17 protein-coding genes and 1 pseudogene are annotated in these 16,544 nt (G+C 57.0%); 9 read left to right on the top strand and 9 right to left on the bottom strand.

What is annotated here, in order from left to right:
* Positions 1-75 precede the first annotated feature (75 nt).
* The 3 genes from argJ to AMM41_RS14145 are packed head-to-tail and all read left to right on the top strand — an operon-like array spanning position 76 to position 2,682.
* Positions 76-1,305, top strand: a complete 1,230-nt coding sequence (gene argJ, locus AMM41_RS14155) for a bifunctional glutamate N-acetyltransferase/amino-acid acetyltransferase ArgJ (protein WP_089959960.1) — start codon at positions 76-78, stop codon at positions 1,303-1,305.
* Positions 1,302-2,192: an ATP-binding protein gene (locus AMM41_RS14150; RefSeq protein ID WP_089959957.1), complete on the top strand. Its 891-nt coding sequence runs from the start codon at positions 1,302-1,304 to the stop codon at positions 2,190-2,192. Before argJ ends, AMM41_RS14150 begins: the two co-directional genes overlap by 4 nt.
* A 7-nt stretch (positions 2,193-2,199) precedes the next feature.
* A complete protein-coding gene (locus AMM41_RS14145; protein ID WP_089959953.1) occupies positions 2,200-2,682 on the top strand; it encodes an NUDIX domain-containing protein in 483 nt (160 codons plus the stop codon).
* 22 nt (positions 2,683-2,704) lie between these two features.
* On the opposite strand, the gene AMM41_RS14140 is transcribed toward AMM41_RS14145, so the two are convergent.
* The 6 genes and pseudogenes from AMM41_RS14140 to AMM41_RS14115 all read right to left on the bottom strand — a co-directional run.
* Positions 2,705-2,920, bottom strand: coding sequence for a DNA gyrase inhibitor YacG (locus AMM41_RS14140; RefSeq protein ID WP_089959951.1), 216 nt, complete (start codon positions 2,918-2,920; stop codon positions 2,705-2,707).
* On the bottom strand, positions 2,917-3,672 hold the full coding sequence (gene zapD / locus AMM41_RS14135) for a cell division protein ZapD (protein WP_089959947.1): 756 nt from the start codon (positions 3,670-3,672) through the stop codon (positions 2,917-2,919). Before zapD ends, AMM41_RS14140 begins: the two co-directional genes overlap by 4 nt.
* A 22-nt stretch (positions 3,673-3,694) precedes the next feature.
* Entirely contained in the window at positions 3,695-4,312 is a 618-nt protein-coding gene (coaE, locus tag AMM41_RS14130; protein WP_089959944.1) for a dephospho-CoA kinase, read from the bottom strand.
* 6 nt (positions 4,313-4,318) lie between these two features.
* Positions 4,319-5,152: a prepilin peptidase gene (locus AMM41_RS14125; protein WP_089959941.1), complete on the bottom strand. Its 834-nt coding sequence runs from the start codon at positions 5,150-5,152 to the stop codon at positions 4,319-4,321.
* A gap of 1 nt (position 5,153) precedes the next feature.
* On the bottom strand, positions 5,154-6,218 hold the full coding sequence (locus tag AMM41_RS14120; protein ID WP_228769285.1) for a type II secretion system F family protein: 1,065 nt from the start codon (positions 6,216-6,218) through the stop codon (positions 5,154-5,156).
* Between the two features lie 146 nt (positions 6,219-6,364).
* Positions 6,365-7,540 (bottom strand): annotated as a pseudogene (locus AMM41_RS14115) (GspE/PulE family protein); the annotation flags it as partial.
* Positions 7,541-7,677: 137 nt separating this feature from the next.
* Between AMM41_RS14115 and AMM41_RS14110 the strand changes: the two are divergent.
* On the top strand, positions 7,678-8,676 hold the full coding sequence (locus AMM41_RS14110) for an NAD(P)-dependent oxidoreductase (protein ID WP_255350446.1): 999 nt from the start codon (positions 7,678-7,680) through the stop codon (positions 8,674-8,676).
* A gap of 29 nt (positions 8,677-8,705) precedes the next feature.
* Here AMM41_RS14110 and AMM41_RS14105 read toward each other — a convergent pair whose 3' ends face one another.
* Both AMM41_RS14105 and AMM41_RS14100 read right to left on the bottom strand, forming a co-directional pair.
* Positions 8,706-9,701 (bottom strand): Bug family tripartite tricarboxylate transporter substrate binding protein, encoded by a 996-nt coding sequence (locus AMM41_RS14105; protein WP_228769283.1) that lies wholly within the window; start codon positions 9,699-9,701, stop codon positions 8,706-8,708.
* 149 nt (positions 9,702-9,850) lie between these two features.
* Positions 9,851-10,834 carry a polyprenyl synthetase family protein gene (locus AMM41_RS14100; protein ID WP_228769282.1) on the bottom strand — a complete coding sequence of 328 codons (984 nt, stop codon included), beginning with the start codon at positions 10,832-10,834 and terminating at the stop codon, positions 9,851-9,853.
* Positions 10,835-11,052: 218 nt separating this feature from the next.
* On the opposite strand from AMM41_RS14100, the gene rplU reads away from it, so the two are divergent.
* From rplU to proB, 4 genes are all read left to right on the top strand, one after another.
* Positions 11,053-11,364 carry a 50S ribosomal protein L21 gene (gene rplU / locus AMM41_RS14095; RefSeq protein WP_089959923.1) on the top strand — a complete coding sequence of 104 codons (312 nt, stop codon included), beginning with the start codon at positions 11,053-11,055 and terminating at the stop codon, positions 11,362-11,364.
* A gap of 12 nt (positions 11,365-11,376) precedes the next feature.
* The gene (rpmA, locus tag AMM41_RS14090; RefSeq protein WP_019430604.1) at positions 11,377-11,637 is read left to right on the top strand and encodes a 50S ribosomal protein L27; all 261 of its coding nucleotides are present in this window, start codon (positions 11,377-11,379) and stop codon (positions 11,635-11,637) included.
* Between the two features lie 105 nt (positions 11,638-11,742).
* The gene (gene cgtA / locus AMM41_RS14085) at positions 11,743-12,858 is read left to right on the top strand and encodes an Obg family GTPase CgtA (protein WP_089959920.1); all 1,116 of its coding nucleotides are present in this window, start codon (positions 11,743-11,745) and stop codon (positions 12,856-12,858) included.
* Positions 12,859-12,915: 57 nt separating this feature from the next.
* A complete protein-coding gene (gene proB, locus AMM41_RS14080; RefSeq protein ID WP_089959915.1) occupies positions 12,916-14,052 on the top strand; it encodes a glutamate 5-kinase in 1,137 nt (378 codons plus the stop codon).
* 29 nt (positions 14,053-14,081) lie between these two features.
* On the opposite strand, the gene AMM41_RS14075 is transcribed toward proB, so the two are convergent.
* Positions 14,082-14,699 (bottom strand): RNA pyrophosphohydrolase, encoded by a 618-nt coding sequence (locus tag AMM41_RS14075; RefSeq protein WP_089959910.1) that lies wholly within the window; start codon positions 14,697-14,699, stop codon positions 14,082-14,084.
* A 99-nt stretch (positions 14,700-14,798) separates the two neighbouring features.
* Here AMM41_RS14075 and AMM41_RS14070 point away from each other — a divergent pair, with 99 nt between their 5' ends.
* Complete coding sequence (locus AMM41_RS14070) at positions 14,799-16,544, top strand: proline--tRNA ligase (protein WP_089959904.1); 1,746 nt, start codon at positions 14,799-14,801, stop codon at positions 16,542-16,544.

The following is a 16,544-nucleotide window of genomic DNA, read 5'->3' as shown; positions in this document are numbered from 1 at the left end:
CAAATGAAACAAAAACGGACTTCGGTCCGTTTTGACGTTGATGTTGTGTGTATCCCATTTGTTTGAAAGATCTTCATGCCCGTGAATTTGCCCCCACTGGACCCCGCACAGCTGAGCCCCATCGCGGGCGTGCGCATCGGCATCGCCCAAGCGGGTGTGCGCAAAGCCAACCGCAATGACCTCACCGTGTTCTTGCTGGACGATGGTGCGAGCGTGGCGGGTGTGTTCACAAGCAACCGCTTTTGCGCCGCCCCTGTGCAGGTCTGCCGTGAGCACCTGGCTGCGGGCAGTTCTGTGCGGGCTTTGGTCATCAACACGGGCAACGCCAACGCGGGAACGGGCGCACCGGGCTTGGCCCATGCGCGTCAGACGTGCGAGGCCTTGGCCGCATTGCTGCACTGTACGCCCGCGCAGGTGCTGCCGTTTTCAACCGGCGTGATCATGGAGCCGCTGCCGGTGGACCGCATCGTGGCGGGCCTGCCTGCTGCCCTGGCCGACGCGCAAGCCGCGCACTGGGCCACAGCGGCCGAAGGCATCATGACCACCGACACCGTGCCCAAAGCGGCCAGTGTGCAGGTGCAAGTGGGCGAAAAGACCGTGAGCATCACTGGCATCAGCAAGGGCGCGGGCATGATCCGCCCCAACATGGCCACCATGCTCGGCTTTGTGGCGACCGACGCGTGCATCGATCCAGGCCTGCTGCCCGCTTTGGCCAAACAACTGGCCGATGGTTCGTTCAACCGCATCACCATCGATGGTGACACCTCGACCAACGACTCCTTCATCCTGATCGCCACGCACAAGGCGGGTAATGCTCAGATCACTTCGTTGGACAGTGCAGACGGCCAGACCTTGGTGCAAGGCTTGATGCAAGTGGCCCGCCAACTGGCGCACGCCATCGTGCGCGATGGCGAGGGCGCGACCAAGTTCATCACGGTGCAGGTCGAAGGCGGCCGCACGGGCGAAGAGTGCCGTCAAGTGGCTTATGCCATTGCGCATTCGCCCTTGGTCAAAACCGCTTTCTTTGCCAGCGACCCCAACCTGGGTCGCATTCTGGCGGCCGTGGGTTACGCCGGGATCGATGACCTGGACCAAGGCCTGATCGAGTTGCACCTGGACGATGTGCATGTGGTCTCGCAAGGCGGCCGCCGGGCCGAGTACCGCGAAGAAGACGGTCAGCGTGTTATGAAAGGCAGCGAGATCACCGTGCGTGTGGGCCTGGGCCGGGGCACCGCCAGCGACACCGTGTGGACCTGCGACCTGAGCCACGATTACGTCACCATCAACGCCGATTACCGTTCATGAACCTCCCCGCATCTTCTTCCTTGGACCAACTGCTGGCCAAAGTCAGCCAGCTGGTGGACCGCATCGAGTCGGTCTTGCCTCAACCCCTGTCGGCACCCGACTGGACGCAGGCCATTGCCTGGCGCTACCGCAAACGCTCGTCCGGCCACGGCGTGCTCGAACCTGTGCGCCATGTAGCGGCCATGACGCTGGCCGACCTCAAGGAAATCGACGACCAAAAGGAAAAGCTGCAGCGCAACACCGAGCAGTTTGTGCACGGCCGTCCGGCCAACAACGTGCTGCTCACAGGCGCACGCGGCACCGGCAAGTCCTCGCTCATCAAGGCCTGCCTGAACACCTATGCGCCGCAAGGCCTGCGATTGATTGAAGTGGACAAGGAAGACCTGACCGACCTGCCCGACATCATCGAAGTGGTGGCGGGTCGCCCCGAAAAGTTTGTGGTCTATTGCGACGATCTGAGCTTTGAAGACGGCGAGCCGGGCTACAAGGCGCTCAAGTCGATTTTGGACGGCACCGTGGCGGCCTCCACCCCCAATGTGCTGGTGTACGCCACCAGCAACCGCCGCCACCTGCTGCCCGAGTACATGAGCGAGAACCTCACCTACAAGCACACCGACGATGGCGAAGTTCATCCCGGTGAAGGCGTGGAAGAGAAAATTTCCCTGTCTGAGCGCTTTGGCTTGTGGATCAGTTTCTACCCCTTCTCGCAAGACGAGTACCTGACCATTGCCGGGCAGTGGCTCAGCGCCTTAGGGGCGACACCCGCGCAAATCGATGCTGCTCGCCCAGACGCTTTGCTTTGGGCTTTGGAGCGCGGCTCGCGCAGCGGCCGGGTGGCCTACCAGTTTGCGCGGGACATGATGGGCCGCCAAGCCGATCCCGCATGAGCCACACATGAGTCAGGATCTGTTGGTCGCCGACGGCGAGCGCGCACGCGAAGACCTGAGCACAGGCCAGGCCGAGCGCGCCGTGGTCGATGTGGCCGTGGGTGTGCTGCTGCAGGCCGATGGCCATTTTTTGCTGACCTCGCGCCCCGAAGGCAAGGTGTACGCAGGCTATTGGGAATTCCCCGGCGGCAAGCTCGAAGCGGGTGAGTCGGTTGAGCAAGCGCTGCGCCGCGAGTTGCAGGAAGAGCTGGGCATCACCATCGGTGCCGCCCAAGTCTGGAAAACCCAGATGGTCGATTACCCACACGCGCTGGTGCGGCTGCACTTTTGCAAGGTGTGGGACTGGCAGGGTGAGTTGCAAATGCGCGAGGCTCAATCACACGCTTGGCAGTTGCTGCCCGTGGCTGTGACGCCGGTGCTGCCGGGCACCATTCCCGTGCTGGCTTGGCTGGCCGAAGAGCGCCAGTTCACGAACGCCACACAAGCTTGAAACCCCAGGGGTTCCGGGCTTCTCACTGCAAACGCGGATCGCCAAAAGTCTCGTCGGGCGGGGTTTCGTCGGGCAGCTTGAACTCTTCGCTGGCCCAGGCCCCCAAGTCCACGCCTTTGCAACGGGCGCTGCAAAACGGACGGTAGGGGTTTTGGGGGCTGTACAAGCTCTGCCCTGCACAGGCGGGGCATCGCACTTTGCGGGGTTTGAATGAATCTGTGGGTTCAGCGTTGCTCATGCGCACAAGGACATTTCAAATGGAACATCCTCGGTCGTGGCCACGAGTTTGCCATCGCTTTGCTGACGCATCATTCGGATGACCACCAGCAAGCGATTGCAACTGATCTCTGGCGTGATGCCCAGAGAAGAGTCGATTTTCAGACGCAAAAGTTGGTAAGTGCGACCTTGGGGCAGGTTTTGCTGCAATTGACCCGATGGCGCCATCACTTTTTGATTGGTACCCGATTCGCGCAACATTTGAAGCAACATTTGAATCGCGTTAGACAACGGTGCAAATGGGGCAGCCCACGAATTCAGGTCGGACGTTCGGCTGTTGGCATCGTGGTGTTGCCAAGCATGGTAGGCAGGCAAGTCAAATTCGCAGGTTCCCCCAGGGATGACGACGCGGCTGCGCAAAGCCATCAAGAAATCGCTTTCTGTGAGGCTTTGGCCAATTTTTCCATTGACTTGGTTCAGGGTGTCGAAAAGCTCGTCAAGTTGGGAGATCAACTGATCGAGCGCTTTTTCAGAGATGGCCGGATTGCCCCTGTAGCTGCCATAGAGTTGCTTTTGTCGCTCTAAATCCTTCAAAACGTCGGATTTGAGCTCGGAACGCGAGCCAACCTCCATGATTTCAAACAAGGTGGTCAGTGCGAAATGATGGTCGATGGATTCCACCCGCTGAGTCAGCTGACTCAGGCGGTTAAAGAGCTGATGCAGTCGCAAATAGGTGCGAATGCGCTCGTTGAAGGGATATTCGTACAGTATCACGCAGCATTTTCCAATTCCGTAATCATAGCCCGAAGTCAGCGGCCACTTGAGTGACTTGAATTTCTAATTGAGACAAACTCAAGCCCTGATTGAAAATAACCACGTCGGCACAAGCCAACCGTTGCGCCCGCGAAGCCTGATGTTGGATGATCCGTTTTACCTCTTGGGTGTTCAGGCCATTGCGGAGCATGACCCTGTCACATTGGGTGTCCTCATCGCAATCGATCACCACAACACGGTCCATTTGACGACGCCACCGTTCCCCCGATTCAACCAACAGGGGAACATCAAAAATCAAGCAGCGCTGGCCTTGGGTCAGCGCTGCTTGAGTTTGTTCGGCGGTGATTTGACTGACCAAAGGGTGGATGATGAGTTCGAGCTGTCTTTTGGCATTCGGGTCTTTGAAGACAAGTTCACGCATGGCTTGTCGGTCCATGGCACCTTCTGGACTGACCATGGCAGGTCCAAATGTGCGTTCAATGGCCACCATGGCTCGTCCATGAGGGGCCGTTAAGCTGCGGGAGATGGCATCAGCGTCTATGACGGCTGCCCCCAAACCTGCCCAAAGGCTGGCCACAGTGCTTTTGCCGCTGCCAATGCCGCCGGTGAGGCCAATCCGCCATACGCGTTGAGTTGTCATACGTGTTCAGATCTGAAAAGGGGGCAAGGAGCCAAACATCATGACCCACAAGCCCGCAAACACCAGAAAGGGACCAAATGGCAGATACCCCTCAGGAGACAATTTTTCCCGAGACTTTAACCAAATGCCGACCAATGCACCTGTGATCGAGGAAATCAATACCAAGGAAAGTAAAGCGGGCCAACCCAGCCAAGCCCCTAAAGCGGCGAGCAGCTTGAGATCACCTTGTCCCATGCCTTCTTTGCCTGTGATCCATTTGAACAAGTGCAAGACAAGCCACAGTAAAAGGTAGCCTGCACAGGCCCCCCACAAAGACATGCTCAGGGAAATGCCTGTCCAACTCAAACTGCTCATCAGCAATCCCGACCAAAGCAAGGGTTGTGTGATGGCATCGGGCAACAAGGTGGTGTCTGCGTCAATCGCTGCCAAAGCGACCAGTGCCGCTGAAAATCCGCACCAAGCCAAAGCTTCAACCCCAAATCCGTGGTACATGAAGGCCCATGCAAACAAAATGCCTGTCAAACACTCCACCCCCAGATACCGCCATCCAATGCGGGCGCTGCAGTATCGGCAGCGGCCCTTGAGCAAGAGGTAACTCAGTGCCGGGATGTTGTCGAACCACCGCAGATCGTGCTGGCATTGAGGGCAATGTGAGCCAGGCCAAGCCAGGTTGTAGGTGGGTAAATTGGAGGGGGCCGCTGGATTGGACATGAGCCTGGCTTCGGCATCCCACTGGGCCTGCATCATGCGGGGCAGTCGGTGTATCAGTACATTCAAAAAACTGCCCACCACCAGACCCAGCAAAGCTGGCAAGCACAAGGTCAAGACCGCATTGTTCATTTTAAAAAGCCTGACCCAGTCGAAAAATAGGCAAATACATGGCCACCAAAATGGCACCGATGAACCCGCCCAACACCACAATGATCAGCGGCTCCAGAAGGCTGGATAAACCATTGACCTGGTCATCCATTTCGGTTTCCATGAGGGCGGCGGCCCTGGCCAGCAAGCTCTCAAGAGCGCCAGTCTCTTCACCGATTGCGCAAAGTTGAACAATCATGGCGGGAAAACGACCATTTTGCCCCATGGCTTCACTCAAACTGCCGCCCTGCGCCACGCGGCGCTGAAATTGCAGTGTCCATCGGGCAAAAACCGGATGATCACAAGCTTGTGCGGTGGGTCCTAAAGCCTCCGTCAAGGGGACGCCTGCGGACAGCAAGGCTGAGAGAGTTTGGCCCCAACGTGCCACCACCGATGTGGTGATGAGCGGGCCGACAACAGGCCAGCGCAACAACCACCTCGCGGTCCATTGACGCAAGCGATCGCGGCTATCACTTGGCCGCTGTGCAAACCAGAAAGCCACCGTCAAAGTGATCAAAAACAGGGGGCCGGAGTGTACAAGGGCATCGCTCAAACCGACCACAATTTGGGTGGCCCAAGGTAATTCGGAGCCAAATGATTTGAAAACGTCTTGGAAAACAGGCACCACAAAAGCCAAAATCATGACCAAGATGCCAATGGCAACCGACAATACCGCACTGGGGTACATCAGCGCTGAGCGAATTTTGGAGCGAAGTGCCTCGTTTTTTTCAAGCGTCAGCGACAGGCGCTCCATCATGACGTCAAGAATGCCTGCTGATTCACCCGCTTGCACCATGTGCACGTACAAGCCGCTGAAATGTTGGCTGTGCTTGGCCAAGGCGGCATGCAAGCTCAGGCCTGCTTCAACATCTTCTTGCACATCGCGCAATGTTTGAACCAGTCCAGGTGAGGTCATGCTGCGACTCAGCATGTTCAGTGACTGAAGCAAAGGAATACCTGCACGCAGCAAGGCCGCCAATTGGCGCGTCATGGCAGACAGGTCTTTGGGTCGCACCTTGGGTGTCGTGTCCCACCAAAGACGGTTCACTTGAATGTGTTTCAGACCTTGTCTTCGTAAATGGGCTCGGGCCAAATCTGCATTGAGCGCATGGAGTTTGCCTTGATGCAATTGGCCTTGAGAATTTTGACCCTTCCAAGCAAAACTGGGCGTTTGACGAGCATTGGAGCCTGGATTCATGCTTCCTCCCGGGTGGCCGCCAGCACCTCGTCCAAAGATGTGATGCCTTGAAGGACTTTGTGCAGGCCAGCCATGCGCAAGCTGGCCACGCCTTCTTTTTGGGCCAGTTTGGCGACTTCTTGGCCGACAGCATCGTGTAACACCAGATTTTGCATGTCAGGGCTCACGGGCATGACTTGGAAGATGCCTGTTCTGCCTGAAAAACCTTTGTGGCAATGCTCGCAACCCACCGGTGTGAAAACCTCGACGTGCTCGTTGGGCAACAGTTCCAAGCCCAGCCCAGCCTGATGCAACACGGCAGAGGGTACTTGCGTGGCTTGTTTGCAATGGACACATAAACAACGCACCAGACGCTGGGCTGTGATCAAGGTCACGCTCGCTGCAATGTTGTAGGGGGCCAAGCCCATGTTTCGCAAGCGGATCAGTGTCCCTGGTGCATCGTTGGTGTGCAAAGTAGAAAGAACCAAATGACCGGTTTGTGCGGCTTGGACGGCAATATGGGCTGTTTCGAGGTCACGTATTTCACCCACCATCAAAATGTCAGGGTCTTGGCGCAAAAACGCCCGCAGCGCTACAGCAAAACTCAAGCCGGGCTTGTCCTGGACATTGACCTGATTGATGCCTGTCAGCTGGATTTCACAGGGGTCTTCGACGGTGGCAATGTTGACTTCAGGGGTGTTGAGCAAGTTCAGGCAAGCATAAAGCGATTGTGTTTTGCCAGAGCCCGTGGGACCGGTGACCAGCACCATGCCGTGTGGGGCGCGAATGGCCTGAATCAGTCGTGCCAAGTCCTCGGGTTCGTAACCCAGTCGTGTCAGGTCCAGTTGTGCTTGTGCTGAATCCAAGATGCGGACAACCAATTTTTCACCAAACAATGTTGGCAAAGTGCTGATGCGCAAATCCAGTGAGCGACCATCGCCCAGCTGGAGCTTCATTCGCCCGTCTTGGGGAAGACGTTTTTCAGCAATGTCCAGTCTCGACAGGACCTTCAGACGGGAAGCCAATCGATCCTTGAGCGCCATGTGGGGAGTGGCCATTTCACGCAACTCACCATCGATGCGCATGCGCACCCGGTAATGGTGCTCATAGGGCTCAAAGTGCAAGTCAGAGGCTTTGAGGGCCACCGCCTTTTCGAGCAGTTGTTGCACGTAGCTGACGACTGGAGCATCGTCAGCGCCCATGGTCGAGGGTCGTGAAAGTAAGGGCTCCAAGCTGCCTCCTAAGTTGATTGAATACCAAGTTATTCAAATCATGGTGCTTGAACTTGTGTTTGTAAATGATGTAACCCCAAATTTTGTAGGAGTCGTGGCTGCTTTGCCGTCAAAAAAAGAATTCGTCAAGGACCTGTGTTTCAGCAAAACTTGGGGAGTGGGCCCAAAATATTCGACAAACGTCAACATCAATGACTGGAGACAACATGCATATTGGAATCGCTGGAATTGGCAAGATGGGGGCGGCCATTGGTTCACGACTTTTGTCGCAGGGCTACAAGGTGACGGTCTGGAATCGAACCTCCGTCAAGGCGCAGTCCTTGCTCGACGCAGGTGCTCAATGGGCTCCAACGCCCAAAGCCTTGGCTGAGTCGGTCGATGTGGTCCTGACTTTGTTGACCAATGAGGCGGCTTTAGATCAGGTTTATGGTGCCGAGTCTGGATTGTTGGCCGGACAGGTGAAGGGGAAGACCTTCATTGACATGAGCACAGTTCGCCCAGCCAAACCTCAGGAAATGGCCGGGCTTGTCCAAGCCGTCCATGCGTATTTTCTGGAGTGTCCGGTCGGCGGCAGCGTAGGGCCCGCCAAAGAGGGCAAGTTGCTGGGTTTTGTGGGTGGACAAGCGCAGGATTTGGCGAGGGTCCATGCTTTGCTGAGTGTCATTTGTCGACGCGTAGAGCATGTCGGCCCACACGGTGCTGGGGCGACCATGAAGTTGGCCGTCAACTTGCCCTTGATGGTGTATTGGCAAACCTTGGGCGAGGCCTTGTCATTGGTTGAACCTCTGGGTCTTGATCCTCAACGGGTGATCGATATTTTGTCGGACTCTTCAGGTGGCCCCAACATGCTGAAGGTTCGAGGCAACATGATTGCCCAAACCTTGAAGCAGCAAACCAGCGATCAAGTCACCGTGAATGTGGCCACCATGCGCAAAGACATGCAAGCCATGCTGGACCAAGGTCAGGCCACACAAAAAGTACTTCCACTGACCGCCCTGGCTTTGCAAAAATTCGATGCGGCCGCCCAAAACGGTTTAGACGGAAAAGATTGCTCTGAGCTATTGGTGTGGTGGTTGTCCCAGGGTGGCCGCGCCTGAAAGGCTAAAGAGCCACCCTGTTTGTTGCCTTATTCGAGGCGCATTTCCTGAATGATGGCTCTGAACTGGTCCATTTGCCGACGCAACATGGCATCTTGTTCGGCCGGGGTTGAGCCGACACCTTCTGCACCCAAATCGTTCAAACGTTTGATCACATCGGGGTGTCGAACGGCAGCGATCACTTCCTTGTTCAGGCGTTCAATGATGTCCTTCGGTGTTTTTGCGGGGGCGAAAACACCGTTCCAGCCTTCAAGCTCCAAGTTGGGGAAACCAAGTTCTTTGACGGTTGGAACATCTGGCAAGCCGGGAATGCGTTTGGAGGCTGTGGTCGCCAAGGCTTTCAAGGTGCCGGCTTTGATCTCGGCCAAAGACGAGGACAACTGATCCCCGCCCACTTGAAGGCGGCCCGCTAACAACTCTTGTTTGAGTGGGGCTGCGCCCTTGAACGGGATGTGTGTGATGTTGACTTTGCCTTCTTTTTTGAAAGCTTCACCCAATACATGCATGGTGGAACCGGGGCCGGTTGATCCATAGTTGTATTGCAAGGACGGGTTAGAGCGCAACAAAGTGGCCAACTCTTTGAGGTCTTTGGCCGGTACGCTGGGGCTGGCGGTCCATACAAAGGGGACGTAAACAGCAATGGAAACACCGGCAAAATCGGTATCCACGTTAAAAGGTGATCGATTGGCCAAGGTCTGCGCAACAGAAGCCAGCGGAAATGACAAGTTGTGCATCATGATGGTGTAACCATCGGGGGCAGCCTTGGCCATCAAATCGGCACCGATTGCACCTCCTGCCCCCCCACGGTTGTCGACCGTGACCGCTTGCCCCATGGACTCGCTCATCTTTTGTGCCACGATGCGTGCGACGATGTCAGTGGTGCCTCCCGCTGGAAACGGAACGATCATCTTGATGGGTTTTGTGGGGTATGTTTGCGCCATGGCGGTGGGCTGAATGGCCATGGCCAAGAAGCCCAGAAACGCAGAAGCGAAAATCAAACGCCTTGATTTGGATGTTGAACGCATGAAGTCTCCTAGTGTTGTGATTCCTTTGTTATGAAACAAAGGTGAAAATCACTATCACACAGTCAACAGGCCTCTGGCATCACCAAAGTGACAAACTGGGCATCGGTAAAAGGCGGTGCAGATGCCCCCTTACCGACAGGCGCTTTTCATCATGTTCGCCGGTTGAGCAGTTGTGATGCAAGCACCAGCATGGCATTTCGGTAGGGGTTATCTGGCAACTGCATGGCAGCGTTAATGGCCCGTTGTGCTTCTGCCGCTGCGGCGTCGCGGGTGGCTTCAAGAGCGCCTGTTGTCCGGACAATTGTCACGATATCGCTCAAACGATCCACGCTGCCCGTTTCAATGGCTTCACGCACGGTTTGTCTTTGTGCTGCATCACCGCGCTGCATGGCCAAAATCAAAGGCAAGGTGGCTTTGCCTTCGCGCAAATCATCACCCAGGTTTTTGCCCATTTCAGCAGCGTTGCCATCATAGTCAAGGACATCGTCAATGACTTGAAAAGCAGTTCCAAGGGCTTGACCATAGTCAGCGCAAGCCTGCTCTATTTCGACAGGACTGTTGGCCAAAACGGCACCCAGTCTGGCGCTGGCCTCGAATAACTTGGCGGTTTTGGAGCGGATGACCTTCAGGTAGCCGTCTTCGTCCAGTGAGGCGTCGTGCATGTTCATCAGTTGAAGCACTTCACCTTCGGCGATCACATTGGTGGCATCCGCCAAAATTTGCATCACACGCATGCTCTGTGCATCCACCATCATCTGAAAGGCACGAGAGTACAAAAAATCACCCACGAGAACGCTTGCGGGGTTGCCAAAACGCTCGTTGGCCGTGGGTCTGCCACGTCGCAAAGTAGATTCGTCGACAACATCATCGTGCAGCAATGTGGCCGTGTGGATGAATTCGACCACGGCGGCCAGGTTGTGGCGCTGAGTACCTTTGAAGCCCAAAGCCCCGCATGTCAACAGCAGCAAAACAGGTCGAAGTCGTTTACCCCCAGCCGAGATGATGTATTTGGCCACTTCCCCAACCAGTGGGACGCCCGAATCGAGTCGTTGGGCAATGACGCGGTCAACTTCAATCATGTCGGGAGACACGAGGTCAAGAACGGCGGCGGTGCTGTTTTCAGAGTCAGACAACTTGGGGTATCCGGCAGGGTGACCTGGCTGAGCCGAGGCGGTAAAAGCATAAAAATTCTATGCTTCATGTGCATGCTGATTATATAGAGCGCGGTGTGTCCGATGCCTGAAACAAAGGGCAAGTTGATGCCGAAGTCTGGTCAAAGAAATGCGAACATGCTATAATTTCGGGTTCCTTGGGGATCAGCCCTTGGAAACTTCCATTCAAGAGGTCTAATATGTACGCGGTCATAAAAACCGGTGGCAAACAGTATCGTGTTGTCGCTGGCGAAAAAATTAAAGTAGAACAGATTGCTGCGGACGTTGGCCAGGAAATCGTGATTGATCAAGTTTTGGCCGTCGGTACCGGCGCTGAACTCAAGATCGGCACGCCCCTGGTGTCCGGCGCCACAGTCACAGCCACGGTGTTGGCTCATGGCAAGCACGACAAAGTGCACATCTTCAAGATGCGCCGTCGCAAGCACTATCAAAAACGTCAGGGTCACCGTCAGCAGTTCACTGAACTGCAAATCGGCGCGATCGCTGCCTGAGGAGAATAGGTCATGGCACAGAAAAAAGGCGGCGGCTCTACGCGCAACGGTCGTGATTCCAAGCCAAAAATGCTCGGCGTCAAGGCTTTCGGTGGTGAACTGATCAGCGCTGGCTCGATCATCGTTCGTCAACGTGGCACCAAGTTCCATGCGGGCAACAATGTCGGCATTGGCAAGGACCACACTTTGTTTGCCCTGGTTGACGGCCACGTGTCGTTCTCCACCAAAGGCGAACTGAGCAAACACATGGTCAACGTGACGCCGGCTGTTTAAGCCCGTCCCGCCCATGGCGCAGAGGAGCCCCGCAAGACGGGGCTTTTCGCTTTTCTGGCCCTGTCGTGGATTAACGTCAGGGCCTCACGCTACACTGGAAATCTCATGAAGTTCGTTGACGAAGCCTATATTGACATCGCCGCAGGTGACGGCGGGAACGGCTGCGTCTCGTTCCGACACGAAAAGTACAAAGAATTTGGTGGCCCCAACGGGGGGGATGGTGGTCGTGGCGGGCATGTGTTCGCGTTTGCCGACATCAACCTGAATACCCTGGTCGATTACCGCTACTCGCGCCGCCATGAGGCCAAGCGGGGCCAGCATGGCATGGGCTCGGACATGTTCGGCGCAGCGGGCGACGACGTCACCCTCAAAATGCCGGTGGGCACCATCATCACTGATGCCGAAACCGGTGAAGTGTTGTATGAGCTGCTGGTGCCGGGTGAAACCATCATGATCGCCAAGGGCGGCGACGGCGGCTTTGGCAACATGCGCTTCAAAAGCGCGATCAACCGCGCCCCGCGCCAGAAAACACCCGGCTGGTTGGGTGAAAAGAAAGAGCTCAAGCTGGAGCTGAAGGTGCTGGCCGACGTGGGCCTGCTGGGCATGCCCAACGCGGGCAAGTCTACTTTCATTGCTGCCGTCTCGAACGCCCGCCCCAAAATCGCCGATTACCCCTTCACCACCTTGCACCCCAATCTGGGTGTGGTGCGCGTCGGCCCTGAGCAAAGCTTTGTGGTGGCCGATGTGCCGGGACTCATTGAAGGCGCGTCGGAAGGTGCTGGCTTGGGTCATTTGTTTTTGCGCCACCTGCAGCGCACCCGTTTGCTGCTGCATGTGGTCGACTTTGCGCCGTTTGACGAGAACGTCGACCCGGTGCAGCAAGCCAAGGCCATCGTGGCCGAACTCAAAAAATACGATCCCGGTCTTTACAACAAGCCGCGCTGGCTGGTGCTCAACAAGCTGGACATGGTGCCCGCCGATGAGCGCGAAGCCCGCGTCAAGGACTTCATCAAACGCATGCGCTACAAAGGGCCTGTTTTCCAGATTTCGGCCCTGACCCGCGAAGGCTGCGAGCCGTTGATCAAAGAGATTTACAAGCACATCCGCGCTCAGCAGATCATCGAGCAAGGCGTGGTGGACATTGATCCCCGGTTCAAAGAGCAAGACAAGCCGCAAGAGCCCGATGCCGATGATCCGCGCTTCAAGCCGCTGCCCGACTGACGCAGCCACTCCCAGCCCCTTTCAAGCGCTGTTTCAACGCCAAGCCAACTTTTCAGCATGACCTCTGCCGCCGTTTCCTCTCTGTTGCGCGATGCACGCCGCATCGTCGTCAAAGTCGGCTCCAGCCTGGTGACCAACGAAGGCCGGGGGCTCGACGAGGGTGCGATTGGCGAGTGGTGCCGACAAATGGCGCTGCTCAGCGCCCAGGGCAAGGAAGTGGTCATGGTCTCCAGCGGCGCGATAGCAGAAGGCATGAAGCGCCTGGGCTGGACCACCCGCCCTAGCGAAGTGCCCGCTTTGCAAGCCGCTGCTGCGGTGGGTCAGATGGGCCTGGCTCAAATGTACGAAACCAAGTTGCGCGAAAACGGCATGGGCAGCGCCCAGGTTCTGCTGACGCACGCCGATCTGGCCGACCGCGAGCGCTACCTCAATGCCCGCTCGACCCTGCTCACCTTGCTCCAGCACCGCGTGCTGCCTGTGATCAACGAAAACGACACGGTGGTCAATGACGAGATCAAGTTTGGCGACAACGACACCTTGGGCGCTTTGGTGGCCAATCTGATCGAAGCCGATTTGCTGGTCATCTTGACCGATCAAAAAGGGCTGTACACCGCCGACCCGCGCAAAGACCCCTCGGCCACCTTCGTGCACGAAGCCCGTGCCGGTGATCTGGCCCTAGAAGCCATGGCGGGTGGTGCGGGCTCCAGCATCGGCAAGGGTGGCATGATCACCAAGATCCTGGCAGCCAAGCGGGCCGCAGGTTCAGGCGCGTCCACCGTGATCGCCTGGGGGCGCGAACCCGATGCGCTGCTGCGCCTGAGTCAAGGTGACAACATGGGTACTTTGCTGGTGGCCCAGACCGCCAAACAGCAAGCCCGCAAACAATGGATGGCCGACCACCTGCAACTGCGCGGCTCGGTCACGGTGGATGCGGGTGCAGCCCACAAGGTGCTGACCGAGGGCAAGAGCCTGCTGCCCATTGGCATGACGGGTGTGGCGGGTGAGTTCTCTCGGGGCGATGTGATTGCCATCCGAGACGAGCAAGGCGCTGAAATTGCCCGTGGCTTGGCCAATTACGCCAGTGCTGAGGCCCGTTTGCTGTGCCGCAAACCGTCACACGACTATGCGGTCTTGTTGGGATACACCGCTGAGCCCGAAATGGTGCACCGCGACAACATGATTTTGTCGCACTGAGATCGCGCCACGCCGAACAAGATGCTCATTCAACCTTGTGGGTTGGGGTCAAAGCTGGCCCCTGGGGGTAATTCCATGTGGGCAGGTGGGTGGATCTCCATGGAGGAGTGGTCGGGTTCATAAGCTTCTCGTGGACCACGCATACCGCCCCGCAGGTAGCGATTTTGTCGTTCGTTTCGCGGCAAAAAACGGGCGAGCTCGGTGAGCGCCATTTCGTAAACGCCACGCTTGAACTCCACCACCACATCCAGAGGCACCCAGTAATCGTTCCAGCGCCAAGCATCAAACTCCGGGTGGTCCGTGGCACGCAGGTTCAAATGGTGGTCGTGCGTGACCAATTGGAGCAGATACCAGATTTGTTTCTGGCCTTTGTAAAACCCACGCGCATCCCTACGGATGAAGCGGTCTGGCACTTCATAGCGCAACCAGTCACGGGTTCGGGCAACGATGCGCACATGCTCTGGGTGGAGCCCCACTTCTTCATGGAGTTCCCGAAACATGGCTTGTTCGGGGCTCTCACCCCGGTCAATACCACCTTGTGGAAACTGCCAACTGTGGGTTCTGATGCGCTTGCCCCAGAAAACCTGGTTTCTCTGGTTGAGCAGAATGATGCCGACGTTCGGCCTAAAGCCTTCACGGTCAAGCATAATCAACCTCAAAATTTTAAATTGTGTCCATTATGCACGCCGCATCAGCGCTGGCTCTTGGATGTTTCCCTGATGTCCCAGTTTTGTTAGTTTCATGCCATGAAAGCTTCCCAGTTCCTGATTTCAACCCTCAAAGAAGCACCTGCTGACGCAGAGATCGCCAGCCACAAGCTGATGACCCGCGCCGGCATGATTAAAAAATTGGGTGCGGGCATCTACAACTACATGCCCATGGGCTTGCGCGTGATCCGCAAGGTCGAAGCCATTGTGCGCGAAGAGATGAACCGTGCCGGTGCCATCGAGATGACCATGCCCGTGGTGCAGCCGGCCGAGCTGTGGCAAGAAACGGGACGCTTTGACAAGATGGGCCCAGAGCTTTTGCGCATCAAGGACCGCCACGGCCGTGACTTCGTGATCCAGCCGACCAGTGAAGAGGTCGTGACCGATGTGGTGCGTCAGGAAGTGCGCAGCTACAAACAGCTGCCCAAAAACTTCTACCAAATCCAGACCAAATTCCGTGACGAGCGCCGTCCTCGCTTTGGCCTGATGCGTGGTCGCGAATTCATCATGAAAGACGCTTACAGCTTTGACCGCGACATGGACAGCGCCAAGGCCAGCTACCAGGTGATGGCAGGGGCTTACCGCAAGATTTTTGACCGCTTTGGCTTGACCTACCGCGCAGTGGCCGCTGACAGCGGGGCCATTGGTGGCGACTTGAGCGAAGAATTTCAGGTGATCGCAGCCACCGGTGAAGACGCCATCGTGTACTGCCCCACCAGCAACTACGCCGCCAACATGGAAAAGGCAGAGGCCTTGGCGCCCAGCGTGCCTCGCAGCGAGGCCAAGCAAGCCTTGACCAAGACGCCCACGCCCGGCAAGAGCACTTGTGAAGACGTCGCCGCCTTGCTGAACGTGCCTCTGTCCACCACCGTCAAGTCGCTGGTGCTGGCCACCGACTCACTCAATGAGCAGGGCGAGATCGTGAAGTCACAAGTCTGGCTGTTGCTGCTGCGCGGCGACCATGACATGAACGAAGTCAAAGTGGGCAAACTGCCCGGCATGGAGGGCGGCTTCCGCTTTGCCACTCTGAGCGAAATTGAAGATCACTTTGGTTGCAAACCCGGCTATTTGGGCCCATTGGATCTGAAGAAGCCCGTGCACTTGGTGGCTGACCGCGACGTGGCCGTGATGGCCGACTGGATTTGTGGGGCCAACGAAGAAGACTTCCACATCACGGGTGTCAACTGGGGGCGTGACCTGCCCGAGCCCGCCTTGGTGGCCGACATCCGCAACGTGGTGGCGGGTGACAAATCGCCCGACGGCCTGGGCGAGCTGGCCATTGAGCGAGGTATTGAGGTGGGCCATGTGTTCTATCTGGGCACCAAATACTCCAAGGCCATGAATGCCACTTTCTTGGACGAGACCGGCAAGCCACAGTTTCTGGAAATGGGTTGCTACGGCATTGGTGTGACGCGCTTGCCCGCCGCCGCCATTGAGCAAAACCACGACGAGCGTGGCATCATCTGGCCCGACGCCATTGCCCCCTTCACCGTGGTGGTTTGCCCTATTGGCATGGACCGCAGCGAAGCCGTCAAGCAAGAAGCCGAGCGGATTTACACCGCTTTGCTGGCCGACGGTGTGGACGTGATCCTGGACGACCGGGGTGAGCGTCCGGGTGCCATGTTTGCAGACTGGGAGTTGATCGGTGTGCCGCACCGCATCACGATTGGCGACAAGGGCCTCAAAGACGCTCTGGTGGAATACCAACACCGCCGCGATGTCGAATCGAGCAAAGTCGCTGTGGCACAGATCCTTGATCACCTCAAGGCGCGACTGGCGGCCTGA

This window comes from Limnohabitans sp. 2KL-3 (genome assembly GCF_001269405.1).
Classification (GTDB): domain Bacteria; phylum Pseudomonadota; class Gammaproteobacteria; order Burkholderiales; family Burkholderiaceae_C; genus Limnohabitans_A.
This window is presented reverse-complemented; position numbering and strand designations above follow the sequence as displayed.

Bases quoted from the DNA above. Each gene is read 5' to 3' on its own strand.
- cgtA (WP_089959920.1), top strand. From the start codon at position 11,743: ATGAAGTTCGTTGACGAAGCCTATATTGACATCGCCGCAGGTGACGGC.
- AMM41_RS14125 (WP_089959941.1), bottom strand. From the start codon at position 5,152: ATGAACAATGCGGTCTTGACCTTGTGCTTGCCAGCTTTGCTGGGTCTG.
- AMM41_RS14145 (WP_089959953.1), top strand. From the start codon at position 2,200: ATGAGTCAGGATCTGTTGGTCGCCGACGGCGAGCGCGCACGCGAAGAC.
- AMM41_RS14075 (WP_089959910.1), bottom strand. From the start codon at position 14,699: ATGCTTGACCGTGAAGGCTTTAGGCCGAACGTCGGCATCATTCTGCTC.
- coaE (WP_089959944.1), bottom strand. From the start codon at position 4,312: ATGACAACTCAACGCGTATGGCGGATTGGCCTCACCGGCGGCATTGGC.
- proB (WP_089959915.1), top strand. From the start codon at position 12,916: ATGACCTCTGCCGCCGTTTCCTCTCTGTTGCGCGATGCACGCCGCATC.
- AMM41_RS14140 (WP_089959951.1), bottom strand. From the start codon at position 2,920: ATGAGCAACGCTGAACCCACAGATTCATTCAAACCCCGCAAAGTGCGA.
- rpmA (WP_019430604.1), top strand. From the start codon at position 11,377: ATGGCACAGAAAAAAGGCGGCGGCTCTACGCGCAACGGTCGTGATTCC.
- argJ (WP_089959960.1), top strand. From the start codon at position 76: ATGCCCGTGAATTTGCCCCCACTGGACCCCGCACAGCTGAGCCCCATC.
- AMM41_RS14070 (WP_089959904.1), top strand. From the start codon at position 14,799: ATGAAAGCTTCCCAGTTCCTGATTTCAACCCTCAAAGAAGCACCTGCT.
- AMM41_RS14150 (WP_089959957.1), top strand. From the start codon at position 1,302: ATGAACCTCCCCGCATCTTCTTCCTTGGACCAACTGCTGGCCAAAGTC.
- AMM41_RS14105 (WP_228769283.1), bottom strand. From the start codon at position 9,701: ATGCGTTCAACATCCAAATCAAGGCGTTTGATTTTCGCTTCTGCGTTT.
- rplU (WP_089959923.1), top strand. From the start codon at position 11,053: ATGTACGCGGTCATAAAAACCGGTGGCAAACAGTATCGTGTTGTCGCT.